Source organism: Pseudomonas sp. GW823-FHT05G12, assembly GCF_058795575.1.
Genome location: NZ_CM179501.1, coordinates 3,480,863 through 3,506,171, shown reverse-complemented (window position 1 = coordinate 3,506,171; position 25,309 = coordinate 3,480,863). Strand labels below are relative to the sequence as shown.

23 protein-coding genes are annotated in these 25,309 nt (G+C 62.8%); 12 read left to right on the top strand and 11 right to left on the bottom strand.

The window, feature by feature from the left end:
• Positions 1–56: 56 nt before the first annotated feature.
• The 11 genes from pedF to AC3RCM_RS15965 all read left to right on the top strand — a co-directional run bounded on the left by pedF (position 57) and on the right by AC3RCM_RS15965 (position 11,447).
• Entirely contained in the window at positions 57–518 is a 462-nt protein-coding gene (gene pedF, locus AC3RCM_RS16015; RefSeq protein WP_010953594.1) for a cytochrome c-550 PedF, read from the top strand.
• Between the two features lie 5 nt (positions 519–523).
• Positions 524–1,399, top strand: coding sequence for a substrate-binding periplasmic protein (locus AC3RCM_RS16010; RefSeq protein ID WP_064490940.1), 876 nt, complete (start codon positions 524–526; stop codon positions 1,397–1,399).
• Between the two features lie 8 nt (positions 1,400–1,407).
• Positions 1,408–2,169, top strand: a complete 762-nt coding sequence (locus tag AC3RCM_RS16005) for a quinoprotein dehydrogenase-associated SoxYZ-like carrier (RefSeq protein WP_003254091.1) — start codon at positions 1,408–1,410, stop codon at positions 2,167–2,169.
• A gap of 38 nt (positions 2,170–2,207) precedes the next feature.
• On the top strand, positions 2,208–3,131 hold the full coding sequence (locus tag AC3RCM_RS16000) for a quinoprotein relay system zinc metallohydrolase 1 (protein WP_409263266.1): 924 nt from the start codon (positions 2,208–2,210) through the stop codon (positions 3,129–3,131).
• Positions 3,132–3,302: 171 nt separating this feature from the next.
• A complete protein-coding gene (pedH, locus tag AC3RCM_RS15995) occupies positions 3,303–5,090 on the top strand; it encodes a PQQ-dependent alcohol dehydrogenase PedH (RefSeq protein ID WP_064490942.1) in 1,788 nt (595 codons plus the stop codon).
• A gap of 163 nt (positions 5,091–5,253) precedes the next feature.
• On the top strand, positions 5,254–6,774 hold the full coding sequence (exaC, locus tag AC3RCM_RS15990; RefSeq protein WP_003254088.1) for an acetaldehyde dehydrogenase ExaC: 1,521 nt from the start codon (positions 5,254–5,256) through the stop codon (positions 6,772–6,774).
• 230 nt (positions 6,775–7,004) lie between these two features.
• Positions 7,005–7,076 (top strand): pyrroloquinoline quinone precursor peptide PqqA, encoded by a 72-nt coding sequence (pqqA, locus tag AC3RCM_RS15985; RefSeq protein ID WP_003243383.1) that lies wholly within the window; start codon positions 7,005–7,007, stop codon positions 7,074–7,076.
• A 51-nt stretch (positions 7,077–7,127) separates the two neighbouring features.
• Positions 7,128–7,400 carry a pyrroloquinoline quinone biosynthesis peptide chaperone PqqD gene (pqqD, locus tag AC3RCM_RS15980; protein ID WP_064490943.1) on the top strand — a complete coding sequence of 91 codons (273 nt, stop codon included), beginning with the start codon at positions 7,128–7,130 and terminating at the stop codon, positions 7,398–7,400.
• An 89-nt stretch (positions 7,401–7,489) separates the two neighbouring features.
• Positions 7,490–8,653: an alcohol dehydrogenase-like regulatory protein ErcA gene (ercA, locus tag AC3RCM_RS15975; protein WP_004576476.1), complete on the top strand. Its 1,164-nt coding sequence runs from the start codon at positions 7,490–7,492 to the stop codon at positions 8,651–8,653.
• On the top strand, positions 8,637–10,307 hold the full coding sequence (locus AC3RCM_RS15970) for a PAS domain-containing hybrid sensor histidine kinase/response regulator (protein ID WP_198747235.1): 1,671 nt from the start codon (positions 8,637–8,639) through the stop codon (positions 10,305–10,307). Before ercA ends, AC3RCM_RS15970 begins: the two co-directional genes overlap by 17 nt.
• Positions 10,308–10,832: 525 nt before the next feature.
• Positions 10,833–11,447: a hypothetical protein gene (locus tag AC3RCM_RS15965; RefSeq protein ID WP_064490945.1), complete on the top strand. Its 615-nt coding sequence runs from the start codon at positions 10,833–10,835 to the stop codon at positions 11,445–11,447.
• Positions 11,448–11,490: 43 nt separating this feature from the next.
• On the opposite strand, the gene dsdA is transcribed toward AC3RCM_RS15965, so the two are convergent.
• The 11 genes from dsdA to AC3RCM_RS15910 form a co-directional block, all read right to left on the bottom strand.
• On the bottom strand, positions 11,491–12,840 hold the full coding sequence (dsdA, locus tag AC3RCM_RS15960; RefSeq protein WP_336087989.1) for a D-serine ammonia-lyase: 1,350 nt from the start codon (positions 12,838–12,840) through the stop codon (positions 11,491–11,493).
• 248 nt (positions 12,841–13,088) lie between these two features.
• Positions 13,089–13,811, bottom strand: a complete 723-nt coding sequence (locus tag AC3RCM_RS15955) for a proteasome-type protease (RefSeq protein ID WP_014756324.1) — start codon at positions 13,809–13,811, stop codon at positions 13,089–13,091.
• Between the two features lie 73 nt (positions 13,812–13,884).
• A complete protein-coding gene (locus tag AC3RCM_RS15950; protein WP_020189941.1) occupies positions 13,885–14,664 on the bottom strand; it encodes a transglutaminase family protein in 780 nt (259 codons plus the stop codon).
• Positions 14,661–15,611: an alpha-E domain-containing protein gene (locus AC3RCM_RS15945; RefSeq protein WP_003254074.1), complete on the bottom strand. Its 951-nt coding sequence runs from the start codon at positions 15,609–15,611 to the stop codon at positions 14,661–14,663. Before AC3RCM_RS15945 ends, AC3RCM_RS15950 begins: the two co-directional genes overlap by 4 nt.
• A 3-nt stretch (positions 15,612–15,614) precedes the next feature.
• Positions 15,615–17,024 (bottom strand): circularly permuted type 2 ATP-grasp protein, encoded by a 1,410-nt coding sequence (locus AC3RCM_RS15940; RefSeq protein ID WP_064490946.1) that lies wholly within the window; start codon positions 17,022–17,024, stop codon positions 15,615–15,617.
• A 432-nt stretch (positions 17,025–17,456) separates the two neighbouring features.
• A complete protein-coding gene (locus AC3RCM_RS15935; protein ID WP_003254071.1) occupies positions 17,457–17,828 on the bottom strand; it encodes a RidA family protein in 372 nt (123 codons plus the stop codon).
• A gap of 27 nt (positions 17,829–17,855) precedes the next feature.
• The gene (locus AC3RCM_RS15930; RefSeq protein ID WP_019751161.1) at positions 17,856–18,551 is read right to left on the bottom strand and encodes a DUF3726 domain-containing protein; all 696 of its coding nucleotides are present in this window, start codon (positions 18,549–18,551) and stop codon (positions 17,856–17,858) included.
• 2 nt (positions 18,552–18,553) lie between these two features.
• Positions 18,554–20,248 carry a hypothetical protein gene (locus tag AC3RCM_RS15925; RefSeq protein WP_492629018.1) on the bottom strand — a complete coding sequence of 565 codons (1,695 nt, stop codon included), beginning with the start codon at positions 20,246–20,248 and terminating at the stop codon, positions 18,554–18,556.
• Positions 20,249–20,274: 26 nt separating this feature from the next.
• On the bottom strand, positions 20,275–21,825 hold the full coding sequence (locus AC3RCM_RS15920; RefSeq protein ID WP_064490949.1) for a BCCT family transporter: 1,551 nt from the start codon (positions 21,823–21,825) through the stop codon (positions 20,275–20,277).
• A 55-nt stretch (positions 21,826–21,880) separates the two neighbouring features.
• Positions 21,881–22,867, bottom strand: coding sequence for a dipeptidase (locus AC3RCM_RS15915; protein WP_003254063.1), 987 nt, complete (start codon positions 22,865–22,867; stop codon positions 21,881–21,883).
• Positions 22,868–22,880: 13 nt separating this feature from the next.
• Positions 22,881–24,323, bottom strand: a complete 1,443-nt coding sequence (locus AC3RCM_RS15910) for an aldehyde dehydrogenase family protein (protein ID WP_492629017.1) — start codon at positions 24,321–24,323, stop codon at positions 22,881–22,883.
• Between the two features lie 95 nt (positions 24,324–24,418).
• Here AC3RCM_RS15910 and AC3RCM_RS15905 point away from each other — a divergent pair, with 95 nt between their 5' ends.
• Positions 24,419–25,306 carry a LysR substrate-binding domain-containing protein gene (locus AC3RCM_RS15905; protein ID WP_049586259.1) on the top strand — a complete coding sequence of 296 codons (888 nt, stop codon included), beginning with the start codon at positions 24,419–24,421 and terminating at the stop codon, positions 25,304–25,306.
• The last annotated feature ends 3 nt before the right edge of the window (positions 25,307–25,309 follow it).

Sequence of the window (25,309 nt, the reverse complement as noted above, 5' to 3'; positions counted from 1 at the left end):
GATGGCGGCACGGCCTCTGTGGTTGAGGCTTTGTGTGCAATGGTGAGGGCATAACAATGACAACAAAATGCAATGTGTTGCTTGCTGCTGGGTTGCTGGCCGCAGCCGTGCTGACCGGTACAGCCTGGGCCCATGGCAACGTGGTGCCCCAGGCAGTGGAGACCAAGGGCCTGACCCCGATCAAGGACACTGGCGTGAGCCTGGACGGCGACGGCTGGGCCGCGGTCAACCCGTACCGCAGCTCGCCCGAGCACGACAAGGCCGTGGAAATCGGCGCCTCGGCTTACAACCAGAACTGCGCTGCCTGTCATGGCCTGGAGGCCAAGTCCGGTGGTATCGCGCCTGACTTGCGCATGCTCGACGCGGGTGATGCCGGCGATGAATGGTTCGTCGAGCGGGTCCGCCACGGCGCGGTTCGCGACGGCCGCGTGTACATGCCGAAGATGGCCGATTACCTCAGCCAGGAAGCCCTGTGGGCGGTGCGCACCTACCTGGACAGCGTGCACGTCGAGGAGTGACGGCCATGCGTCTGTGGGCGGTGCTGTTGAGTGGCCTGCTGCTGTGGTGCGCGGCGGCCCAGGCGCAGGTGCGCAACTATGACGCGATCATCGCCGCCGGCGAGCTCAAGGTGGCGGTGTACAAGGATTTCGCCCCCTACAGTTTTCAGGACCACGGCCAGCCGCGTGGTGTCGATGTGGAGCTGGCGCAGGCCCTGGCCACGGCCTTGGGGGTACGCCTGCAACTGATCTGGGCGCCACCCGGAGAAAAGCTCGACGATGACCTGCGCGACTACATCTGGCGTGGCAGCCCGCTGCGTCATCAGCAATTGGCCGACCTGATGATGCGGGTGCCTTACGATCGCGCCTACGCGCAGCGGCGCAACGAGCTGGGGGAGCTGGAAAACGCCCAGGTGGTCATGTTCGGCCCCTATCAGCAGGAGCGTTGGCAGGTGGCCTACGATCGCCGTCGCCTGGCCTCGGTGGCCAGTGTCGCGGTATTCCAGCAGCATCCTATCGGGGTCGAGGTGGACAGCGTGCCGTCGTTCTACCTGACATCGGTGTTCAACGGCATGCTCAGCGCCAGGACCCACCATTACCCCAGCGTGCAGCAAGCTTTCGCTGCCATGCAGGCCGGCCAGGTGGACGCAGTGATGGCGATGCGCGGCGAGGTTGACTGGCAGCTGCACCAGGCCGCCGACCCGCAACTGGCCTTGGCAGAAAACGCCTACCCGAACCTTGGCAAACAGGCCTGGGAAATCGGCATGGCCGTGCATGAAAGCAACCGGCAGCTGGCCTATGCCGTGGAGGAGGCCATGGAAGCGATGATTCGCGATGGCCGGCTCAAGGCGATGTATGCCGCATACGGCCTGCGTTACGAGGTCCCGGAGATGTATCAATAGGAGTGGCCATGAACTGGCGAGCAACTTTCCTGCTGGCCTGCTGGATGCCCTGGGCCGCCCAGGCTGCGACACAAGGCACCCACACAGACCCGGTGCCTTCCGTGATGTGGGACTTCTACCACAAGCAGTTGCTGGGGCAGGCGGCGTTCGTGTTCGATGACCGTGTGAAGCTTCTGGCGCCGCCCTTTGCCGAGGATGCACGGCAGGTACCGCTGGAAATCGACGCCCGGGCGTTCACGGGCGAGGTGGTGCGGATTATCGCCTGGGCAGAGCTGAACCCTCTGCCGCGCATCGTCGACTTTCAGCCCGGCGAGCGCGTGTTGCCCTGGTTGTCGATCCGCATCCGCATCGAACAGGCCACACCGTTGCGCGCCGCCGTACTGACACGCGATGGCCTGTGGCACGTCGGTTCGACCCTGATCGATGCTGCCGGCGGCGGTTGTACCGCACCCAGCGTGGTGCGCACCCAGCCCGGCTGGGAGGAGCATCTCGGTGAGGTGCTGGGCGGGCGCTACCCGCGTGGCGACAGCAGCCGCCTGCGCCTGCAGGTGGCCCACCCGATGGATAACGGCCTGGTCAGCGGCATTCCTGAATTCTTTCTCAATCATGCCGAGTTGCAAGGTGCAGATGGCCAGCGCCTGGCCAGCCTGGAACTGTACCCGGCGGTCAGCGAAAACCCCAACCTGGGCTTTGACATTCAGGGCCCTGGGCCAACACGGCTGCTGTTGCAGGACAACAGCGGCAACCAGTTCGAGGCGGCGCTGCCCTGAGCGCGTTGTCTGATTTCACCCTGACCCGAGGCACCGTCATGCGTTGGATCCTGCTGTTGCTGCTGTGCCTGGGGCTGCCGGCCCAGGCTGATCTGGCGTACCGGCTCACCCCCCGGCAGATCGCCGAGGGCACCTGGTTGCTCGAAGGCAGCACCGACAATTTCGCCAAGGCCAATGGCGGCAATGTGGTCAACACCGCGTTCATCGTCACCGACAGCGGTGTGGTGGTGATCGACAGCGGGCCGTCGAAGGGCTATGGCGAGGCATTGCGCAAGGTAATTGCCACCCTCACCGACAAGCCGGTAGTGGAGGTGCTGCTGACCCATCATCATCCGGACCATGTGCTGGGCAACCAGGCCTTTGCCGATGTGCCGATCGGTGCCCTGGCCGGCACCCGCGACCTGCTGCGCCAGCAAGGCGATGCCATGGCCGAGAACATGTATCGCCTGGTCGGCGACTGGATGCGTGGTACCGAGGTGGTGCTGCCGACCCGGGTGCTGCAGCCGGGGGTGCATGAGGTGGGCGGGCACCGCCTGAGGTTGCTGGGGCTGGGCGGGCATACGGGTGCCGACCTGGCGATTTTCGATGAAAAGACCGGCGTGCTGTTTGCTGGCGACCTGGTGTTCTACCAACGCGCCCTGACCACGCCCAACAGCCCGGGGCTGGACGTGTGGCTCAAGGACCTGGATACCCTGCAGGCACTGCCCTGGAAACAGCTTGTACCCGGGCATGGCCCGTTGGCCAGTGATGCGCAGCCGTTCGTGCAGATGCGTGACTACCTGGGCTGGCTCGATGGCCTGATGCGCGATGGCGCGGCGCGCGGTGACGACATGGCCGAGATGATCCGCAGCCCCATTCCCGAACGGTTTGCCGGGATAAGCCTGACGCGTTATGAGCTGATCCGCAGTGTCAGCCACCTGTACCCGCGTTACGAGCGCCAGCAGTTGCAGCGCTTGCCATGACATTTTTTGTGCCTGTCAGCCCCCGTGCCGCCCACCCATCGCTCAGGCCGCTACCAAGGAACTAGAAAACTCCGCACTGCGAGCAATTGTTGGCAATCGGGTCGGGACCAAGAATTCCCGACACACCGGGAAATTTTCCCGGGCACAACAAAAAAACCAAAGGTAGCCGTCATGACCCGATCCCCACGTCGCCCCTTGTTCGCCGTGAGCCTGGTGCTCAGCGCCATGCTGCTTGCCGGCGCGGCTCACGCCGCTGTCAGCAATGAAGAAATCCTCCAGGACCCGAAGAACCCGCAGCAGATCGTGACCAATGGCCTGGGCGTGCAGGGCCAGCGCTACAGCCCGCTGGACCTGCTCAACGTCAATAATGTCAAGGAGCTGCGCCCGGTCTGGGCGTTCTCCTTCGGTGGGGAGAAGCAGCGCGGCCAGCAGGCCCAACCGCTGATCAAGGACGGGGTGATGTACCTGACCGGCTCCTACTCGCGGGTGTTCGCCGTGGATGCCCGCACCGGCAAGAAACTGTGGCAATACGATGCACGTCTGCCGGATGACATCCGCCCTTGCTGCGACGTGATCAACCGCGGCGTCGCGCTGTACGGCAACCTGGTGTTCTTCGGCACGCTGGACGCCAAGCTGGTGGCCCTGAACAAGGACACCGGCAAGGTGGTCTGGAGCAAGAAGGTCGCCGACCACAAAGAAGGCTACTCCATCAGCGCCGCGCCGATGATCGTCAATGGCAAGCTGATCACAGGCGTTGCCGGCGGCGAGTTCGGCGTGGTGGGCAAGATCCAGGCCTACAACCCGGAAAACGGCGAGCTGCTGTGGATGCGCCCCACCGTGGAAGGGCACATGGGCTATGTGTACAAGGACGGCAAGGCGATCGAGAACGGTATTTCCGGCGGTGAGGCGGGCAAGACCTGGCCTGGCGACCTGTGGAAGACCGGCGGCGCTGCGCCTTGGTTGGGCGGTTACTACGACCCGGAAACCAACCTGATCCTGTTCGGTACCGGCAACCCGGCACCGTGGAACTCGCACCTGCGCCCCGGTGACAACCTGTACTCCTCCTCACGCCTGGCGCTGAACCCGGACGACGGCACCATCAAATGGCACTTCCAGAGCACGCCGCATGACGGCTGGGACTTCGACGGCGTCAACGAGCTGATCTCGTTCAACTACAAGGACGGCGGCAAGGAGATCAAGGCTGCCGCCACGGCCGACCGCAACGGTTTCTTCTACGTGCTCGATCGCACCAACGGCAAGTTCATCCGCGGCTTCCCCTTCGTTGACAAGATCACCTGGGCCACTGGCCTGGACAAGGACGGCCGGCCGATCTACAACGACGCCAGCCGCCCGGGCGCACCCGGCAGCGAGGCCAAGGGCAGCTCGGTGTTCGTCGCGCCGGCCTTCCTCGGCGCCAAGAACTGGATGCCGATGGCCTACAACAAGGACACAGGGCTGTTCTACGTGCCGTCCAACGAGTGGGGCATGGACATCTGGAACGAGGGTATCGCCTACAAGAAAGGTGCGGCGTTCCTCGGCGCCGGTTTCACCATCAAGCCGCTCAACGAAGACTACATCGGCGTGCTGCGCGCCATTGACCCGGTCAGCGGCAAGGAAGTGTGGCGCCACAAGAATTACGCGCCGCTGTGGGGCGGTGTGCTGACCACCAAGGGCAACCTGGTGTTCACGGGCACGCCAGAGGGCTTCCTGCAGGCATTCAACGCCAAGACCGGCGACAAGGTCTGGGAATTCCAGACCGGCTCAGGCGTGCTTGGCTCGCCCGTCACCTGGGAAATGGACGGCGAGCAATACGTTTCGGTGGTCTCCGGCTGGGGCGGCGCGGTGCCGCTGTGGGGCGGCGAAGTGGCCAAACGGGTCAAGGACTTCAACCAGGGCGGCATGCTCTGGACCTTCAAGTTGCCCAAGCAGTTGCAGCAAACGGCAAGCGCCAAGCCATAACGCCTGCCTACTGCCGCTTGCTGCCGCTGATCTGCTGGCAAGCGGCCCTACTACCAAATGACGAGAGCCCCGCTGCCAACGATGCATTCGCCCGGCACGCGGGGCTTCTTACCATCGGTGCATCGCCTGTCGTGGGACAGGCACCGACCCGCAGAGGCTCAGCATGATCTACGCACAACCCGGAACTCCAGGCGCCGTCGTATCCTTCAAACCCCGTTATGGCAACTTCATCGGTGGCGAGTTCGTGCAGCCGTTGGCTGGCCAGTACTTCACCAACAGCTCGCCGGTCAATGGCCAGCCGATTGCCGAATTCCCGCGCTCCACGGCCCAGGACGTCGAGCGCGCCCTGGACGCCGCGCATGCCGCCGCCGAAGCCTGGGGCAAGACCTCGGTGCAAGACCGTGCGCGGGTACTGCTGAAAATTGCCGACCGCATCGAACAGAACCTGGAAGTGCTGGCGGTTACCGAAAGCTGGGACAACGGCAAGGCCATACGCGAAACCTTGAATGCCGACGTGCCGCTGGCAGCGGACCACTTTCGCTATTTTGCCGGTTGCATCCGCGCCCAGGAGGGTGGCGTAGGCGAGATCAACGAAGGCACCGTGGCTTATCACATCCACGAGCCGCTGGGTGTGGTGGGGCAGATCATCCCGTGGAACTTCCCGCTGCTGATGGCCGCCTGGAAGCTTGCCCCGGCCTTGGCCGCTGGCAACTGCGTGGTGCTCAAGCCCGCGGAGCAGACGCCGCTGTCGATTACCGTCTTTGCCGAACTGATCGCCGACCTGTTGCCGGCAGGCGTACTGAACATCGTCCAGGGCTTTGGCCGTGAGGCCGGCGAGGCGCTGGCCACCAGCAAGCGCATTGCCAAGATCGCTTTCACTGGGTCCACCCCGGTGGGCTCGCACATCATGAAGTGCGCGGCCGAGAACATCATCCCGTCCACCGTCGAACTGGGCGGCAAGTCGCCGAACATTTTCTTCGAAGACATCATGCAGGCCGAGCCGGCGTTCATCGAGAAGGCTGCCGAAGGCCTGGTGCTGGCGTTCTTCAACCAGGGCGAGGTATGCACCTGCCCGTCACGGGCGCTGATCCAGGAGTCGATCTACGAACCGTTCATGGCCGAGGTGATGAAGAAGATCGCCAAGATCACCCGCGGCAACCCGCTGGATACCGAAACCATGGTGGGTGCCCAGGCGTCCGAGCAACAGTACGACAAGATCCTTTCGTACCTGGAGATTGCCCGGGAAGAGGGCGCGCAGCTGCTCACCGGCGGTGGTGCCGAGCGGCTGCAGGGTGACCTGGCCAGCGGTTACTACATTCAGCCAACGCTGCTCAAGGGCAACAACAAGATGCGCGTGTTCCAGGAAGAAATCTTCGGGCCGGTGGTGGGCGTGACCACCTTCAAGGACGAAGCCGAAGCGCTGGCGATCGCCAACGACAGTGAATTCGGCCTGGGCGCCGGCCTGTGGACCCGCGACATCAACCGTGCCTACCGCATGGGCCGCGGGATCAAGGCCGGGCGAGTGTGGACCAACTGCTACCACTTGTACCCGGCGCATGCGGCGTTCGGGGGGTACAAGAAGTCCGGTGTTGGCCGTGAGACCCACAAGATGATGCTTGACCATTATCAGCAGACCAAGAACCTGCTGGTGAGCTACGACATCAATCCGCTGGGCTTCTTCTAGACCGCGTCGCGGCCTTCGCGGGCTCGCCCGCTCCCACAGGTTCACCGCTGGTTCCAGAACCGGTGAAGAACCTGTGGGTGCGGGCGAGCCCGCAAAAGGGCCGGCACATGCATGGGCTACCCGTACCAACGCACCCCGCAAGTTCGTTCCAAAGTAGCATTCGGTCCGGTCCGCACCCGTGCATTAATGCTTCTACCGGAATCCTCCGGCACAAGAAGAGGACTTGCCCTATGTGGACTAAACCCGCCTATACCGACCTGCGCATTGGCTTCGAAGTGACGATGTATTTCGCCAACCGTTGATGACGGCCCGGCCATCGCCACGGTGGCCGGATCCTCCTGGAGCATGCGCCTGTGAACCTCATCGATCGCCAGCAGGCCCTTGCCTTGGGGCGAGGCTTGCGCCTGGGCTGGGAGCCACAGAAGGCTTGCCACGTGCTGTTGTACGCCGGGGGCATCATCGAGCTCAACGCCAGTGCCGGCTGGGTCCTGGAGCTGCTGGACGGCCACAGTACCGTGGCAACGGTCATCGACCGCCTGGCACAACGCTTCCCCGATGTACCGGGGCTCGAAGAGGACGTACTGGCGTTTCTGGAGGTGGCCCGCGCCAAATCCTGGATAGAATGACCGGTAGCCCCGCTTTGGTCTGGTTGCTTTCGTGGTGGGATGCTTTACGCTGGCGGTTATCTTCCAGAACAATAAGAACAGGCTTACCGATGAGCCAGAGTTTCAGCCCCCTTCGCAAGTTCGTATCGCCTGAAATCATCTTTGGTGCCGGCTGCCGGCACAATGTGGCCAATTACGCCAAAACCTTCGGTGCGCGCAAGGTACTGGTGGTCAGCGACCCTGGCGTGATCGCCGCCGGCTGGGTGGCGGATGTGGAGGCCAGCCTGCAGGCCCAGGGTATCGACTACTGCCTGTACACAGCGGTGTCACCCAACCCGCGGGTCGAGGAGGTGATGCTCGGCGCCGAGATCTATCGGCAGAACCACTGTGACGTGATCGTCGCCGTCGGTGGCGGCAGCCCGATGGATTGCGGCAAGGCCATCGGTATCGTGGTGGCCCATGGGCGCAGCATCCTCGAATTCGAAGGCGTGGACATGATCCGCGTGCCCAGCCCGCCGCTGATCCTGATCCCGACCACCGCCGGCACCTCGGCGGACGTGTCGCAGTTCGTGATCATTTCCAACCAGCAGGAACGCATGAAGTTCTCCATCGTCAGCAAGGCGGTGGTGCCGGACGTGTCGCTGATCGACCCGCAGACCACCCTGAGCATGGACCCGTTCCTGTCGGCCTGCACCGGCATCGATGCGTTGGTGCATGCCATCGAGGCCTTCGTGTCTACCGGCCACGGACCGCTGACCGATCCCCATGCGCTGGAAGCCATGCGCCTGATCAATGGCAACCTGGTGGAGATGATCGCCAACCCTACTGATATTGCGCTGCGCGAGAAGATCATGCTCGGCAGCATGCAGGCGGGTCTGGCGTTCTCCAATGCGATCCTGGGCGCAGTGCACGCCATGTCGCACAGCCTGGGCGGCTTCCTCGACTTGCCCCATGGCTTGTGCAATGCGGTGCTGGTGGAGCACGTGGTGGCGTTCAACTACAGCTCGGCGCCGGAGCGTTTCAAGGTGATCGCCGAGGTGTTCGGTATCGACTGCCGCGGTCTCAATCACCGGCAGATCTGCGGGCGGCTGGTGGAGCACCTGATTGCCCTGAAGCGTGCCATCGGCTTCCATGAAACCCTGGGCCTGCACGGGGTGCGCACGTCCGATATCCCGTTCCTGTCGCAACACGCGATGGACGACCCGTGCATCCTCACCAACCCCCGTGCGTCCAGCCAGCGTGATGTCGAGGTGGTCTATGGCGAGGCCCTCTGACGAGCAGCAGCGGGCGTTGGCCGGGCTGCTGGGGCTGGGTGACCACTCGGCGCGCAAAAGCCATTACCCGGAGCTGTCCGCCCGCCTGGACGAACTGGAAGCCGAACGCAACCGTTACAAATGGCTGTTCGAAAACGCCGTGCACGGTATTTTCCAGGCCAGCCTTCAGGACGGCATGCGTGCCGCCAACCCGGCGCTGGCCCGCATGCTCGGCTATGACGACCCGCAGGCGGTGCTTTTTTCCCTGACTGACCTGGCCGCCAACCTGTTTGATGGCGGTGCCGAGGAGTTGCAGGCCATTACCGCGGTGCTCGCCCGTGAGCACAGCCTGCACGGCTACGAAACCCGTCTGCGGCGCAAGGACGGCACCCATCTCGATGTGCTGATGAACCTGCTGCTCAAACCCGGCCATGAAGGGCTGGTGGAGGGGTTCGTCGCCGACATTACCGAACGCAAGCTGGCCCAGCAGCGCCTGCAACAACTCAATGACGAACTGGAGCAACGGGTCGCTGCGCGTACCGATGAATTGCTGGAGGCGCGCGATGCCGCCGAAGCCGCCAACCGCAGCAAGGACAAATACCTCGCCGCCGCCAGCCATGACCTGCTGCAACCGTTGAACGCTGCCCGCTTGCTGATTTCGACCTTGCGCGAGCGGCCGTTGCCAGAGCCCGAGCATGTGCTGGTGGAGCGTACCCACCAGGCCCTGGAGGGCGCGGAAGACCTGCTGACCGACCTGCTGGACATTTCCCGGCTCGACCAGGCGGCGGTAAAGCCGGATGTGGCCGTGTACCGCCTGGACGAGCTGTTCGCGCCGCTGGTCTCGGAGTTCAGCCCGGTGGCCGAGGCGGCGGGCCTGAAGCTGCACGCACGCATAGCCGACTATGCCATCAGCACTGACCTGCGGTTGCTCACACGCATCCTGCGCAACTTCCTCAGCAACGCTTGCCGGTATACCGAGGAGGGGCGGATCCTGCTCGGGGCAAGGCGCCGCGGTGGTCATTTGCGGCTGGAGGTGTGGGATACCGGACGGGGCATTGCGCAGGACCGGCTGCAGGACATATTCCTCGAGTTCAATCAGCTGGATGTGGGGCGTGCAGCGGATCGCAAGGGCGTTGGCCTCGGGCTGGCCATCGTCGAGCGGATCGCCAAGATACTCGGTTATCGGATCCAGGTGCGGTCGTGGCCAGGGCGTGGCTCGGTGTTCAGCATCGAGGTACCTCTTGGCAAAGAAGTGCCGCTGGCTGTTCACCAGGCTGTGCCGCTGCCCAGCGTCGGTGATCCGCTGCCGGGCCGCCGCCTGCTGGTACTGGACAACGAAGTGAGCATACTCGAGAGCATGGGCGCGCTGTTGGGGCAGTGGGGGTGCGAAGTGGTCACGGCTACTGACCAGGAGGGCGCCTTGCTGGCGTTGCAGGGGCGAGCCCCGGAACTGATCCTGGCCGACTACCACCTGGACCATGGCGTAGTGGGTTGCGAGGTGGTGAGGTACCTGCGTGAGCATTTTGCGGCTGCCATACCGGCAGTGATCATTACCGCAGACCGCAGCGATCAGTGCCGGCGTGGATTGCAGAAGCTAGGGGCGCCGCTACTGAACAAACCTGTGAAACCCGGAAAACTGCGGGCGGTGTTGAGCCAGTTGCTCCTGGTGCATTGATAGGGTACTCGTTCCCACTCGGCGAAATAGAGCACTTAAATGGCCTGTCGCGAAGTTTGGATCCACTGGCCTTTGAAACTTACCATTCGGTCAGCTTGCAAGAAGTTAGTAAACTAACTAATACGGCTTTAAATACCGCTGGTCGGTGCTTTTGCTCAAGAAATGAACGATTTGCCAGTGGGTCGCTCATATTTGCCAGCAAGTGTGTTCTTAAAGCAGCGCACTTCGCACCTCTCCCCAGAACGTAATGGACGTTCAACTTGATCTGAATCGCAGGGATGCACACGGGGCTTTTTTACCTCTGACGATGGAGTAACGCCATGCCCAACCGAGGCTCAACGGTTGAGCCACTGTGTGCAATTGAGTAACCATTCGCTGTTTCAATTAACGATATGAATTTGGTCTTCCCGGTGCGATCAAGTCGTACGCATGCTTGTTGCAAGGCCATCTAGCGCTGATGCATTACGTGGAGAATTCGACGTGGAGTTTAATACAATTATTAGCCTGTTCGGGCAGAAAGAATCCATGGAGCTGGTGCGGTTGTCGGTCATTTATGTTCATTTACTGGCCTGTTGTATCGCCATCGGCCTGGTATTTACCAGTGATGCCGAGATGGTCAGGGACTTGTTGAAGGGGCATCAACAGGCCAGCCATGACGGTAAGCACATGGCGCGATTGCAGGCGTCCGTTGCCAATGCCTTGATATTCCTGTGGCTTACCGGTGCCGCGGTCATTGGTATCGATTACCTTGAAAAAGGCATGAGTTATTTTGCCAATCCCAAACTTCACGCCAAGGTCATTATTGTCTTGCTCCTGACCTTCAATGGCATGTTGTTGCATCGTTATGTATTACCTGCCTTGCTCAAGGCCGGTTCTTTGCTTGACCTGAATATAGGCGTGCGGATGTTTGCGTTGTTTTCTGGTGCACTGTCAGGTGTTTCCTGGTTATATGCAGCGATGCTGGGCGTCGGTCGGCCACTGGCCTGGAAGTATTCGCTGACCGAGTTGCTGTTGGCCTATCCGGTGATGATCCTGCTTGGCTTTGCCCTGATGGCCGCACTGACCCAGTGGGCGCGAAAACGCAATATGGCCAAAGCGACGCCAGCACCTGTGTGGCCGCGGGTGGGCATTCCTTGCTGATGGCCTGAGGCACTGCAACGGCGCCGCGAAGCGGCGCTCGCGGTTACGCGTTTGCCTGCACGCTGCGCCCTTTTGCCAGATAGGCATTGAACTCATCTTCCGGCACCATGCTGCCCCCCGTTCCCCAGACAAGATGGGTGGCCTGCTGCAGCCGGGCTGGGGTGAAGCCTTGGCGAGCCAGGTACTCGCCGGCTTGCAGCAGCCGTAGCATACCGGGTACGCCGGCCAGGGCAGAAGGTTCCAGTTTGACCTTGTCCTGCTCATGGGCGATGACCATCAAACGGTACAGTTCTTCGTCGGTCACGGTGTAGTAACCATCGATCAGCCGCTGCATGGCTTTGCCGACAAACCCTGATGGGCGCCCGACCGCCAGGCCGTCTGCGGCGGTGACGTTGTCGATGCCGAAGTCCTGCACGCAGGTTTCATCATGCAGGCCGGTGTAGACACCCAGCAGCATGCAGGGGGAGTGGGTGGGCTCGGCAAAGATGCAGTGCACCGCATCGCCGAACACCAGCTTCAGCCCGAATGCGACACCGCCCGGGCCGCCCCCTACGCCGCACGGCAGGTACACGAACAACGGGTGATCTGCGTTCACCTGGATGCCAGCCTGGTCGAATTGCCGCGCCAACCGTTCGGCGGCGACGGCATAGCCGAGAAACAGCTGTGGGGAGTTTTCGTCGTCGACAAAATAACAATTGGGGTCTGAGGCTGCCTGCTGGCGACCCTGCTCGACCGCTACGCTGTAGTCGCACGCGTGTTCTACCACGGTCACGCCGTTGGCCCGCAACTTGTCCTTCTTCCATTGCCGGGCGTCTGACGACATGTGCACGCTCACCTTAAAACCCAGCTTGGCGCTCATGATGCCAATCGACAGCCCCAGGTTGCCGGTCGAACCCACGGCGATCGTGTACTGGCTGAAGAATGCGCGGGCCTGGTCGCTCGCCAGTTTGGTGTAGTCATCCGTTGGCGTGATCAATCCGGCCGCCAGGGCCAGGTCTTCGGCGTGCTTGAGCACTTCATGGATACCGCCCCGGGCCTTGATCGAACCGGAGATGGGCAGGTCACTGTCCGCCTTGAGCCACAGGCTGCCTGCGTTCTGCAGTGATCCTTCTTCGACAAGCACCCGGCGCAGCTGTGGCAGCGGGATGACAGGCGACTCGATGACCCCGCCGGCAGCGGCTGTTTCGGGGAACACGGTGGCCAGGTAAGGCGCGAACCGCTGCAGCCGCGCGCTGGCCGCTTGCACGTCGGCAGCCGACAGGCCCACATCGTGCAGGGCTTCTGCAGCCTTGGCGATACCAGGGTTGAACCAGCTGGTCTGCTTCAGGGCAACCAGCTCGGCGATGATCGGGTGGCTTTGTTGCCAGGCTTCCAGGGTTTTTCCGTGAATCATGATTTCACCTGCAGTGCAGTCTGTGGGCCGCCAGCAGCAGTCTCGTGACAGGGGGAAGGGGCAGGATAACCCACGGAGTCTCGAACATTACACATTGGCTTTACTGAGGTGTTGCCTGTACCGGCCCCTTCGCGAGCTCGCCCGTTCCCACAGGACATCACAGCCTTCAAGGCTTGCACAGTACCTGTGGGAGCGGGCAAGCCCGCGAAGGGGCCGCTACAGGCAAAGGATCTGATCCGTTTGCTTACTCAGCCATAAGGCGGCGCTGGCAGTTCGGCCAGCAGGGTTTTCAAGCCGTCGCTCCACTGCCTGCGAATCTGTTGGTAATAGGCATCGTCGCTGGTAATGCGCTTGCGCGTCATGCTTTCCAGGCTGTTATTGCGGTACACCAGCAAGTCCAGCGGCATGCCCACCGACAGGTTGCTGCGGATGGTGGAGTCGAACGAAATCAGGCCGCAGCGCAGCGCTTCATCGAGCGGCGTGCGGTAATCCAGGTTGCGGTCGAGTATTGGCCTGCCGTACTTGCTTTCACCCAGTTGCAGAAACGGGGTGTCCGGTGTGGCCTGGAAGAAATTTCCTTGTGCATACACGTTGTAGATGGCCATGGGGCCGCCGGCTATCTGGCCGCCGACAATGAATGAACTGCTAAGGTCGATATCGGCCGTGAGCTTGCTGCGGTCTCTTTTGACCACCTCGCGCAGGGTGTCGGCGACCAGCACCGTTGCATCGTAGAGCGTGGCAACGTTCAGCAGGTGGGGGCCGTTGCCCTGGGTGCGTTGCTGCAGCAGGTTTACCACCGACTGCGAGGTCGCCAGATTGCCGGCGGTCTGCAGCACGATCAGCCGCTCGCCCGGGACGCTGAAGACGAACAACTTGGTGAACGTGGAGATCTGGTCGATGCCGGCATTGGTGCGTGAGTCGCTGATGAAGACAAGCCCGTCCTCCAGGTGCATGGCGACACAGTAAGTCATGCGGTTTCCCTTGTGTTGCGTGTGGAAGGGTCTTGCCGCACTCGCGCGGCAAGACCGGTCTGACGCCAGCCTGTCACTGGCGATGCACGTGGACGCTGGCCTGCATCGATTCGGCGCCGCCGCCGCGGCGTACGCCCCTGACCGGACAGGCATCGAGGTAGTCCAGGCCCACCGCCAGCTTCAGGTGACGCTCTGGCCGGGTCAGGCGATTGGTAATGTCGAAGCTGTACCAGGCATCGTCGACCCAGGCTTCGGCCCAGGCGTGGCTGGCCAGGTGTTGTTCGTCCTCGGTGCACAGGTAGCCGGACACATAGCGTGCCGGTACCCCCAGGCTGCGTGCGCAGGCCAGGAAGGCGTGCGTGTGGTCCTGACACACACCTGCGCCACCGTTGAAGGCTTCGATGGCCGTGGTGCCCACTGACGTGGCCCCCGGGCTGTAGGGCATGTGCTCGGCCAGGCCTTGCATCAGCCCGATCAGTGCTGCCCGGTCGCGGTGACTGCCACATTGCCGGACGGCGAAAGCAGTCAGGGTGTTGTCGGCCAGCGTCAGGTGGCTGCCGCGCAGGAACGGCAGGGGCGACTGGCTCTCGGTTTCGTGTTCGCAATCCGGGTCGATCTCGACCTGGCCGTGTGCGGTAAGCGCCAGGTGGCCATGGGGTTTGTCCAGTGTCAGCACATGCAGGATGTTGCCGTAAGGGTCGATCTGGCCCTTGACCTTGCAGGGCAGGTCCAGTTGCCATTGATTGATACGCTGGCGTTCGCTGCTGCGCGGCGTCAGGCGCAGGAACTGGATACTGTTGCACACGTCGCTGGCGTAGCTATAGGTCGTGTCATGGCGAATGGACAGTTTCATACAACCTCCAGGTAGGAGTGATGGACGGCCTGGCCCAGTTGGTTGATGCGGCCGATGAAGTCGCTCAGCCAGGGGTGCAACCCGGCATCAAGGATTTCGTCGATGGCGGTGTAGCGCAGGCGCGCGTTTAGTTCGGCGGCCATGCGCTGGGCGGCACGCCCGGTACTGCCCGGCAGGCCCGCCAGGATCAGGTCCAGTTCCTCGATGCAGGCATGCAGCGAGCGCGGCACGTCCACCCGCAACAGCAACAGCTCGGACACCGGCCGGGCGCTGGGCGCGGCGCGATAGAGCTCGTTGAAGGCCTCGTACGAGGTCAGCGCGCGCAGCAGGGCGCTCCATTGGTAATAGCCGCGGGCAGAGTCGTCGCTGACCTCTTCGGAGGCCTCGCCGAACATTTCATAGCGCGAATCGAGCAGGCGCAGGGTATTGTCCGCCCGCTCCAGGAAGGTCCCCAGGCGAATGAAGCTGTAGGCATCGTTGCGCATGATGGTGCCGGAGGTCGCACCGCGGAACAGGTGCGATCGTTCCTTGACCCAGTCGCAGAACTGGCTGATGCCATAGCGACCCAGGCCATTGCTGGCGATGTTGCGCATTTCGATCCAGGTGGCGTTGATGTTCTCCCACATGTCGGCGGTGATACGGCCGCGCACTGCATGGGCATTGGTCCTGGCGGCCTGCAGGCAGCAATAGATACTGCTGGGGTTGGTGGCGTCGAGGGCGAAGAAGTGCAGCATGCGCTCGGTGTCGAGTTCCTTGTGCCGACGCAGGTAGTCGTCCAGCATGCCCGAGGCCATCAGCGACATTGCCAGTTCGGCATGGCCGTCGCTGCGCCCGGCCTGGGGCATCAGCGATAGCGAGTAGCTGACCTCGAGCATGCGTGCGAGGTTTTCTGCACGCTCCAGGTAGCGGGACATCCAGTACAGGTCGGAAGCGGTTCGCGAAAGCATGGCTCAGTCCTCCACCACCCAGGTGTCCTTGGTACCGCCGCCTTGCGACGAGTTGACCACCAGCGAGCCTTCCTTGAGCGCCACGCGCGTCAGGCCACCGGGCACCAGGCGGGTTTCACTGCCCGACAACACGAACGGGCGCAGGTCGATGTGACGCGGTGCGATGCCGCTGTCGACGAAGGTCGGGCAGGTTGACAGGCACAGCGTCGGTTGAGCGATATAGGCGTGCGGGCGGGCTTTGATGCGCGCGCGGAAGTCCTCGATCTGGGCTTTGGTCGAAGCGGGCCCGACCAACATGCCATAGCCGCCGGAGCCCTGGGTTTCCTTGACCACCAGTTCGGGCAGGTGGGCCAGTACATGGGACAGGTCCGCCGGCTTGCGGCACTGCCAGGTCGGCACGTTGTTCAGGATCGGTTCTTCGCTCAGGTAAAAGCGGATCATGTCGTCGACGAAGGGGTAGATGGATTTGTCATCGGCCACGCCAGTGCCGACGGCGTTGGCCAATACCACATTGCCGGCGCGGTAAACGGAGATCAGCCCCGGCACGCCCAGCATGGAGTCAGGGTTGAAGGACAGCGGGTCGAGGTAGTCGTCGTCCAGGCGACGATAGATCACGTCCACCTGTTGGGGGCCGGCAGTGGTGCGCATGTAGACATGCTCATCACGCACGAACAGGTCGGCGCCTTCGACCAGCTCGATGCCCATTTCCCGGGCCAGGAAAGCATGCTCGAAATAGGCGCTGTTGAAACGGCCGGGCGTGAGCAGCACCGCGGTGGGGTTGTCCATTGGGCTGGCGCTCTTGAGCGTGTCCAGCAGCAGGTTGGGGTAGTGATCGATGGGCGCGATGCGCTGGGCGGCAAACAGTTCGGGGAACAGGCGCATCATCATCTTGCGGTCTTCGAGCATGTAGCTGACGCCGCTGGGGGTGCGCAGGTTGTCTTCCAGCACGAAGTAGCTGCCATCGCCGTCACGTACCAGGTCGACACCGGCAATATGCGCATACAGCCCACGGTGAAGGTCCAGGCCCTGCATGGCGATCTGGTAGCCCTCGTTGGCCAGCACTTGCTCTGGTGGGATGATGCCGGCCTTGAGAATGCGCTGGTCGTGGTAGATGTCCTGCAGGAACAGGTTCAGCGCCTGTACCCGTTGAATGCAGCCACGCTCGACCGTGCGCCATTCGCTGGCGCGGATGCTGCGCGGGATGATATCGAAGGGGATCAGGCGCTCGGTATCCTGCTTGTCGCCATACAAGGTGAAGGTGATGCCTGCGCGGTGAAACAGCAGGTCGGCCTCGCGCCGGCGCTGTTCCAGCAACTCCAGCGGGGTGTTGGCCAGCCAGCGGGCGAACTCCTGGTAATGCGGACGGCAGTTGCCGTTCGCTTCGTACATTTCATTGAAAAAAGCCCGGGACATACCCACTCCTTGCCGCCGTTGCCGGCAGCTTCATTGCGGTTCATCTGCGTCTTTCAGGGTGCTGCCTTGCTGGGGTAAGTGGGAGCTGTGTCTCGCGTTAACCTCGGTCTTGGTAGATTGCCTGTGCGTTGAGCACAATCAGTCTGTGCAATAAAAGTGCCGAACACGCCTGGCGGCTCTGGGGGGCGGGAAATGTGAGGGGCACAACCGATGTGAGCTGCCTGGCCGCAAGGGCCGGCGCATCAAAAAAGGGCGCTATTGATCCGGGCGCGGCTTTTGAACCGAAATGGGGCGCAGGCCGGTACCTGGCGGGCGAAAAAGGGAATATTCCGGGTGCATGACGTGGGGCGGAGGGGGCATGCATCGAGCGCCGCGCGGGCGGCACTCGATTGCGCGAACGCTGAATATCGTGAGACGGGCGCCTTCAGGGCGTCAGAGGCAGGCGTAGACCACCAGTTCCACCAACATTTCTTCCCGGGCGAGGCCAGCCACCACTACGGCCGCGCGGTTGGGGTAGGGTGCCTGGAAATACTCGGCGTACACGGCATTTACAGTTGCCAGATAACGGCGGTCGGTCACGTAGATCAGCACCTGGGTCACGGCATCCAGCGAGCTGCCAGCGGCTTCCAGGGTGTGGCGCAGGTTGTCCAGTGTCTGGCGGGCCTGGGCCTCGATGCCGCCGGCAACCACCTGGCCCTGCGTATCGATTGGGATCTGAGCCGTGTACAACGTACCGTTGCCGACGACCGCCCATTCCAGTGGCGCCCTGGAGGCGAACAGCTCGGTCTTTATCGCATGCTTCATGGGTTGTTTCCTCAGTGGCAAGGGTGTTCAGTCGGCGTCGCTGCCGCCGCCTGCACCGTGGCGGCGTGAGGCATCGGTGCTCTCGACAAGGATGTGTTCGGCCAGCTGCCTGAGCCTTTGCCAGGTATGTTCGTCGACTGTAAAACCTTGCTGCAGTGTGCGCTGCGGGTCGGTTATTGCCTGGGCGGTCTGGCCTGCTCGAGTGAACAGCACCGTTACGTCCTGCGCGGCCGCTTCAATGGCCTGGGGCCGGGTTTCACTGCTCAGTTCCGGGCGCGGCATGCCGGCGGTAAAATCGGCCCAGTGGCATTGGCGGGCGTCCTCCCAGCGGGCTTGCACGTGCAGTCCCTGCACCGCTGCCCGGCTCAGGTAGCCCAGCAACAGCAAACGGTTGTGGCAGTGGCGTATGCGCAGTTCGGCCTGACCACAGCGCATGGCCTTGGCTGCCGCCAGTTCCACCACCGTGGCGGCGCAGCGCAACACGCTCTGGCCCTTGGCGTCGATCACCAGCAGGGCGTTATCCTCATGGCACAAGGCGTATGGCCGTGCAGCTTCGCCTTGCAGATAACGCAACGCCTTTTCCAGTGCACCGACGCCATCGAGCCCCTGCAGTTGCAACCAGCCCACGAGTTCGGCGGCATCCTCGCAGTCGCCCGGGGCGAAGCCCATGCCTTCGAATGCCTTGCGGCACATCACCTGTATTTCGTTAAGCGATACGCGCATGGTCAAAGCTCCCTTTGCGGCATGACTGCGAAATTCCAGTCGTCTGCGAACGGCTGACCGATGTCGCTGACCAGCGGCGCGCCCTGGAACAGCGTGATACGCACCCAGCGGCTTGACTTGGGGTCGAATTTCCCCGCGCCGAAAAATGCCAGTTTGCAGCGCAGCAGGTGAATCGGCAGCATGTCCCGGGCCAGCAGGTTGGCACGGATTTCACCGTAGTTCGTTTTTGCCATGCCTTGCAGGCGGCGTACCGCGCCCTTGAACATCGGTTGGGCGATCAGGAAGTGAGCGGTCAGCGCCTGAGGCTGCAGTTGCAGGTGCTCCAGCAGCGCGCTATGGCACTGTTGGATATTGCGGGCGATACCCAGCTGCATTTCTTTTTCGGCCCCTGGCTCCTCTGCGCGAATGCCCAGGCGCGGCTCTTCTTTTTCAGCTGAGCGGTACCAGAAGAAGTGCTCCGCATCGGCAGCACTGAAGTCGTAGCGCAACGCCCAGCCATACTGCTGCTCGATGAGCTGGCGCAGTTGCCCAAGGGGCATCTGGGCGTCCAGCTGCCAGCTTTCGTTGACCCCCATGTGCTCGGCCAGGGGCGTGACCTGCTCGGGGTACAGCTCCAGCAGCAGGCTGACCAGAAGCTCCTGACAGCCCACCCCCGTATGTAATTGCGCCCAGGCCAGCAGACGCGGCCAAAGGCCCGCGCCGTCGGCTTGCGTGCCAAGCCAGGTGGCCAGTAAAGCAAGCTCGGCCAAGGTTTGCAGGTTCTGCTCATGCTGGCGCTGGTCTTCGGTCCGGGACTGGCTCAGGTGCAACTGGGCGCGCGCCAGCAATTGCTGCAGGCGTGCCAATTGGTCGGGCTCCGCCGACTGCGCCAGTACCAGTGCCAGGGCCGTTTCCCGCGTACTGATCCAGTGCTCCACCAGTTGAGGGTGGTTGATCAGAAAAGGGGCCATTCCCAGCCCGGTCGCGTTGCCTACCCCCAGGTAGCGCTGGAGCGCCGGGGCCAGTTGCACTGCCCGTTGCGGGGCGAGTGCCTGGGCCATGTGGTTGATCTGCTCGATGCTGAAGTGACGCAGCAGGTAGACGGTGAACATCTGCGCGCTGAACGGCTGGTTGAAGTCCGGGTTATCTTGCAGGCAACCAAAATCGGCGATGCCGAACTTGCCGTTACCGTAAACAGCTGTAGTGCGATACAGGTAGCCGACTTCAGCCAGTTGCTGTGGATCGGGCTGGCGACCTTCTGCCAGCGCCGCCAGAAACCGGTCGAAATTGCGCAAGCTACGGTTGGCCCGCGACAACACCAGCACGCGTGCATCGAAGCGGCCTGCTTCCTGCAGCGGCACGTTGCGTTGCAGGTCGGCCAGCTGTGCCGAGTCGACATCGCCGGCCACCAGCACGAAGCTGACGTCCCACTGGTCGGCGATGACCCGATCGCTGCGCTTTTCCGGCGGCAGGTAGGCCGAGAAGATCACGCAGTGGTAATGGCCGTTCGGCGTTTCGATGCGGTAGATCGCAGTGCCGAAGCCTTGGCCATCGAGGTCGAAACAGCTGCGCCGGATTTGCCAGCGCTGTTGCATCATCCGCCGCATGCTGCTGCGCACGAAGCTTAGCGGGCTCTGGAAGTGGCTACCCAGCCGGGCCAGGTCCATGACTTGGCTGGCAGGGCGCAACGCGGGTATTGCAAGCACGCTGTTGGGCATTGTTGTTGTACCTGGATGGATCATGTTCAGACGCCTTGTTCACGGGCCATGTGTCGAGCGATGCGCACGGCATCCCACAGGGCTGGCAGGATCACCAGCGACACCGGCACCGCGGTGATGACAATGAAGGATTGCAGGGCCGTCACACCGCCTGCGCCAATGGTGATCAGCACCACCGCCGCCAGGCCCATGCCGATTGCCCAGAAACCGCGCAACCACTTCTTCGGTTTATCGTCGCTGGACATCGCCAGCGCCACGGTGAAGGCCATGGCGTCGCCATTGGTGGCCACCGAGATGAAACTCAGGAACAGGAACAGCGCGCTGACAAGGCCACCCAGTGGCAGGTTCTGCGTCACTCCCAGCAACAGGTCTTCAGGCTTGGCGCCATGGGCGGTGACGCTGCCTGGCGTTTGCAGCTCCAGGCCGATCCCGGTACCGCCTACCACGGTGAACCAGAACATGGTCACCAGCGGTGCGATGATCGACAGCGTCATGATGATCTCGCGGATGGTGCGGCCCCGCGAGATCCGCGCGACGTACAGTGCCACCATGGGCGCGTAGCCGATGAACCAACCCCAGTAGAACACCGTCCACCAGTCCAGCCATTTGGGGTCGGCGCGGAACATCGTCAGGGGGATGAAGTGCTCCACGTGCAGGGCAAAGGCCGCCGGGAAACCGCCGAGGATGAACAGCGTCGGTCCGAATACCACCATGAACAGTGCCAGGCCGATCATCAACCAGACGTTGATCTCGCTGACAAAGCGGATGCCTTTGAGGCCCACCAGGCACGAGACAGTGTACATCGCGGTGACCAGGACAATGGTCAGCGACTGGGTGACGATAGTGTTGGGCAACCCCCACACGGCGTGCATGGCGCTGCTGATCTGCAGGCCAAGGAAACCGATCGGACCGATGGTGCCGGCCACTACCGCGATGATCGAGGCAGCGTCGGCCAAGGTGCCGATCGGGCCCTTGAGCGCTCGCTTGCCGAACAGGGGGTAGAGCAGGGTACGCGGCGCCAGCGGAAGGCCTTTATCGTAATGCAGGTGCATCAGCACGATCGCCAGCAGGCTACCCAGAACGGCCCAGGCCAGGAAGCCCCAGTGCACGAACGATTGCGCCAGTGCCGCGGTGGCCGCTGCTTCACTGTGCGGTTGCAGGCCGGCGAAGAAGGGCGGTGGGCTGGCAAAGTGCATCAAGGGTTCGGCAGCGGCCCAGAAGGCGCCACCACCTGCCAGCAAGGCGCACATGATCACTGCGATCCAGTTGAAGGTGCTGACGTCCGGGCGCTGGGTGACCCCGCCCAGGCGTACACGCCCGCATCTGGAAAACCCGATGAACAGGCTGACGGCGAAGGTTGCCAGCATCAGCACTTGCCAATAGAGGCCAAAGGCCTTTGTCGACCAGGCGAACAGGGTATTGACCAGCGCCGACACGGTGTCGATGTCGATCAGCGCCGCCAGCAGGAAGGCGCCGAGGAATCCGCCGCTGATCAGGAACAACGGCCAGTCGATATCGCGTGCCATAGGCAGGCCCATGGCCTGGCCGTCGGCCTGCAAGGTGGTTGGGTTTTTCATGAAACCTCCGGAACCTGCGATTTTTTTTATTGTTGATGCTGTCCGTGCAAGGGGTTCAGGCCTGTGCCGTGGTGGCGGTCTCCAGCAAGCGCAACCAGTTCAGCCCCATGATGTTGCCCACGTCGTGCTCGGCAAAGCCGCGGGCGCGCAGGCCCTGGGCAATGTTGCGGAAGTCGCGGCTGTCGCGGAACCACTGCAAGGGCGCCGGCCAGTTGGCGTTGTCCCTGGAGCCTTCGCCGTAGTCCTTGTCCTTGCTCCAGCGGCCGTTGCGCATCCATTCCAGCACAGACAAGGGTTGCGCCTGGCACAGGTCGGTGCCGATGCCGATGTGCTCCACACCCATCAGGTCGGCGGTGCGCGCGACCATGTCGCAGAAACTTTCCAGGCTACAGTCCGAGGCACCCTTGAGATGGAACGGGTAGGTGCTGAACCCCAGCAGCCCGCCGGACTCTGCGATCCCGCGTAGCACCGCATCGGACTTGTTGCGCTTGGCGGCGTGGAAGCTGGCAGGGTTGGCGTGGGAGATGATCACCGGTCGGCTCGACAGTTCGATGGCCTCAAGCGTGCTTCGCTCGGCGCTGTGAGACATGTCGATGAGCATGCCGACGCGGTTCATTTCGGCGATCACCTGGCGGCCGAAGCGGCTGATGCCGTTGTCCTCGCGCTCATAGCAGCCGCTGGCCAGCAGGCTTTGGTTGTTGTAGGTCAGCTGCATGACGAACACCCCGAGCTGGCGGAAAACCTCCACCAGGGCAATGTCGTCCTCGATCGGCGAGCAGTTCTGGAAGCCGAAGAAGATGCCCACCCGGCCCTCCTCGTGGGCCAGGCGGATGTCGCTGGCCGTGCGTACCGGGCGGATCAGCTCGGGCCATGTCTCGAAGCGGCGGTTCCACTCGCCCAGGCGCGACAGGGTTTCGCGGGCGTTTTCGTGGTAGGCGATGGTGGCGTGCACCGCGCTCAGGCCACCGGCCTGCATCTGCTGGAATATTTCCTGGCTCCAGTTGGAGTACTGCAGGCCGTCGATCATCAAGAGGTCGTGCATGGCATGTATTCCTTCAGGGCCGCAGGTAGGTGGTCTTGACCACGGTGTAGAACTCGCGAGCGTATTGCCCCTGTTCCCGAGGGCCGAAACTCGAGGCTTTACGGCCCCCGAATGGCACGTGGTAGTCGGTGCCGGCGGTGGGCAGGTTGACCATCACGCAGCCGGTCTGGGCGCGGCGTTTGAAGTGGCTGGCGTGGCGTAGCGACTGGGTGATGATCCCGGCGGTGAGGCCGTACTCGGTATCATTGAGCGTGGCCAGCGCCTCTTCAAAATCGCGCACGCGGATCACGCAGGCGATGGGGCCGAACACTTCCTCGCGGTTGATGCGCATGTCGTTGCGGCTGTTGATGAACAAGGCAGGGCGCATGTAGTAGCCATCGCAGGCCAGTTGCAGGCGCTCGCCACCTTCGATCAGGGTGGCGCCTTCGGCCTGGGCCAGTTGCAGGTAGGCCAGGTTCTGTTCCAGCTGGCGCGCGTCAGCTACCGGGCCGATCTGGACGCCAGCCTCCAGTGCATGGCCGACCTTGAGCTGGCGCATGCGCAGGCGCAGCGCCTCGACGAAGCGGTCGTGGATGCCGTCGCAGACGATCAGCCGTGACGACGCGGTGCATTTCTGCCCGGTGCCGAAGAAGGCCCCGTTGAGCGCGCATTCCACGGCCAGTTCGAGGTCGGCGTCGTCCATGACCACCAGGGCATTCTTGCTACCCATTTCCAGCTGGCAGCGCACCAGGTTACCGGCGGTGGCCACCGCTACGCGTCGGCCCGTCTGCAGAGAACCGGTGAACGTCAGGGCATCGATCTCGGCGGACTGGATCAGGGCCTCGCCGACGTCGGCACCGCTGCCCATCACCAGGTTGAAAGTGCCGCTGGGCAGGCCCTGACGGCTGATGATCTCGGTGAGCGCCCAGGCACTGGCCGGCACCAGGTTGGCCGGCTTGAACACCACGGCGTTGCCGAAGGCCAGGGCCGGGGCGATTTTCCAGGCGGCGGTGGCCATGGGGAAGTTCCATGGGGTAATGATGCCCACCACACCCACCGGTTCACGATGCACTTCGATGTCGACCCCAGGGCGCACCGAGGCGGCAGTCTCGCCCATCTGGCGCAGCACTTCGGCGGCGTAGTAATGGAAGAACTGGCCGCTGCGATTGACCTCGCCGATGCCTTCGGCCAAGGGTTTGCCTTCTTCTCGCGACAGCAGTTCGCCGAGCTCTTCCTTGCGGGCGATCAGCTCGTCGCCGATGGCCATCAGCACTTGCTGGCGGCTTTCCAGACCACTGGCGGCCCACAGGGGTTGAGCGGCGCGGGCGGCCTGGATGGCCTGGCGGGCCTGTTCGGCGCTGGCCTGATGGTACTGGCCGATCAGGTCGCCAGTGTCCGAGGGGCTGTAGTTGCCCAAAGTGGCGTGGCCTTCACACCACTGGCCATCGATGTAGTTGTTGTAGGTCTTGTGTGACATGGATGAACGCCTCCGTTTGCATGGCATTCATCATGCGAGCAATATGCAGCAAATAAAAATTAATAAAAAAAATGCTTTGATAAGGAATGCTAACCATGTTGCCCGAGCTGAAAATCGCCCAGTTGCGTTACTTCGTACTGGTCGCCGAACTCAAGAGTTTCCACGCGGCCGCCCGCCAGGCCTTTCGCACCCAGCCTGCGATATCCCTGGCCCTGCGTGAACTGGAGCAGAAGCTGGGGCAGGCACTGGTCGAAAAGGGCGGTGGCCGGGTAGAGCTGACGCCATATGGCGAGCATTGCCTCCCGTTGTTTCGTGGCTTGATCGAGCACCATGACCGTATTGCGCGTGAAGCCATGCTGTTTGCCCGGCATGAAATCGGCCAGGTCAGCATCGCCACCGTGCCTTCTGTGGCCAGCCGAATGCTGCCAGGGCCACTGGCCCGCTTTGTGGCCGCGCACCCCAATGTGCAGGTCAGCATTCAGGACGGCACGGCCGAACGTGTGCAGCAGTTGCTCGCTCAAGGGCAGGTGGATTTCGGCATCAGCAGCCTGTGGGTGGACGATGACCAGCTCGAATTCGCCCCCATCGTGAATGATCAGGTTGGCGTGGTGTGCCGCAGCGACCACCCGCTGGCGCAGGCGGGGGGGCGGCTGCATTGGGCGCAGTTGCTGGGCGTGCCGATGATCCGCAACGGTACCTCGCAATTGCTGGCGGGTACCGAGGCCGAGGGTTTGCTGGCCGATAGCCGGCTGTTCATTTCCAACATGATTTCGTTGATCGCCATGCTGGAGGAGGGGGTAGGGATCAGTACCTTGCCGTACCTCGCTTTTCCGCAGGAGAACGACAAACTGGCGTTCGTCCCCCTTGAGGAGCCCAGGGTAGAACGGCATATCGGCATGCTTACCCGCAAAGGGCGCAGCTTGTCACCTGTGGCGGGGGCACTGATGGCGTTTCTGCAAGTGCAGTTGGCGAAGGCTGGCTGATTC

Excerpts from the sequence above, each read along its gene's own strand:
- pedF (WP_010953594.1), top strand. The coding sequence starts at position 57 with ATGACAACAAAATGCAATGTGTTGCTTGCTGCTGGGTTGCTGGCCGCA.
- AC3RCM_RS15920 (WP_064490949.1), bottom strand. The coding sequence starts at position 21,825 with ATGAAAAACCCAACCACCTTGCAGGCCGACGGCCAGGCCATGGGCCTG.
- AC3RCM_RS15940 (WP_064490946.1), bottom strand. The coding sequence starts at position 17,024 with ATGTCCCGGGCTTTTTTCAATGAAATGTACGAAGCGAACGGCAACTGC.
- AC3RCM_RS15965 (WP_064490945.1), top strand. The coding sequence starts at position 10,833 with ATGGAGCTGGTGCGGTTGTCGGTCATTTATGTTCATTTACTGGCCTGT.
- AC3RCM_RS15970 (WP_198747235.1), top strand. The coding sequence starts at position 8,637 with ATGGCGAGGCCCTCTGACGAGCAGCAGCGGGCGTTGGCCGGGCTGCTG.
- AC3RCM_RS16005 (WP_003254091.1), top strand. The coding sequence starts at position 1,408 with ATGAACTGGCGAGCAACTTTCCTGCTGGCCTGCTGGATGCCCTGGGCC.
- AC3RCM_RS16000 (WP_409263266.1), top strand. The coding sequence starts at position 2,208 with ATGCGTTGGATCCTGCTGTTGCTGCTGTGCCTGGGGCTGCCGGCCCAG.
- pedH (WP_064490942.1), top strand. The coding sequence starts at position 3,303 with ATGACCCGATCCCCACGTCGCCCCTTGTTCGCCGTGAGCCTGGTGCTC.
- AC3RCM_RS16010 (WP_064490940.1), top strand. The coding sequence starts at position 524 with ATGCGTCTGTGGGCGGTGCTGTTGAGTGGCCTGCTGCTGTGGTGCGCG.
- dsdA (WP_336087989.1), bottom strand. The coding sequence starts at position 12,840 with ATGATTCACGGAAAAACCCTGGAAGCCTGGCAACAAAGCCACCCGATC.
- exaC (WP_003254088.1), top strand. The coding sequence starts at position 5,254 with ATGATCTACGCACAACCCGGAACTCCAGGCGCCGTCGTATCCTTCAAA.
- AC3RCM_RS15945 (WP_003254074.1), bottom strand. The coding sequence starts at position 15,611 with ATGCTTTCGCGAACCGCTTCCGACCTGTACTGGATGTCCCGCTACCTG.
- AC3RCM_RS15915 (WP_003254063.1), bottom strand. The coding sequence starts at position 22,867 with ATGCACGACCTCTTGATGATCGACGGCCTGCAGTACTCCAACTGGAGC.
- AC3RCM_RS15955 (WP_014756324.1), bottom strand. The coding sequence starts at position 13,811 with ATGACTTACTGTGTCGCCATGCACCTGGAGGACGGGCTTGTCTTCATC.
- AC3RCM_RS15910 (WP_492629017.1), bottom strand. The coding sequence starts at position 24,323 with ATGTCACACAAGACCTACAACAACTACATCGATGGCCAGTGGTGTGAA.
- ercA (WP_004576476.1), top strand. The coding sequence starts at position 7,490 with ATGAGCCAGAGTTTCAGCCCCCTTCGCAAGTTCGTATCGCCTGAAATC.
- AC3RCM_RS15935 (WP_003254071.1), bottom strand. The coding sequence starts at position 17,828 with ATGAAGCATGCGATAAAGACCGAGCTGTTCGCCTCCAGGGCGCCACTG.
- AC3RCM_RS15925 (WP_492629018.1), bottom strand. The coding sequence starts at position 20,248 with ATGCCCAACAGCGTGCTTGCAATACCCGCGTTGCGCCCTGCCAGCCAA.
- AC3RCM_RS15905 (WP_049586259.1), top strand. The coding sequence starts at position 24,419 with ATGTTGCCCGAGCTGAAAATCGCCCAGTTGCGTTACTTCGTACTGGTC.
- AC3RCM_RS15950 (WP_020189941.1), bottom strand. The coding sequence starts at position 14,664 with ATGAAACTGTCCATTCGCCATGACACGACCTATAGCTACGCCAGCGAC.
- AC3RCM_RS15930 (WP_019751161.1), bottom strand. The coding sequence starts at position 18,551 with ATGCGCGTATCGCTTAACGAAATACAGGTGATGTGCCGCAAGGCATTC.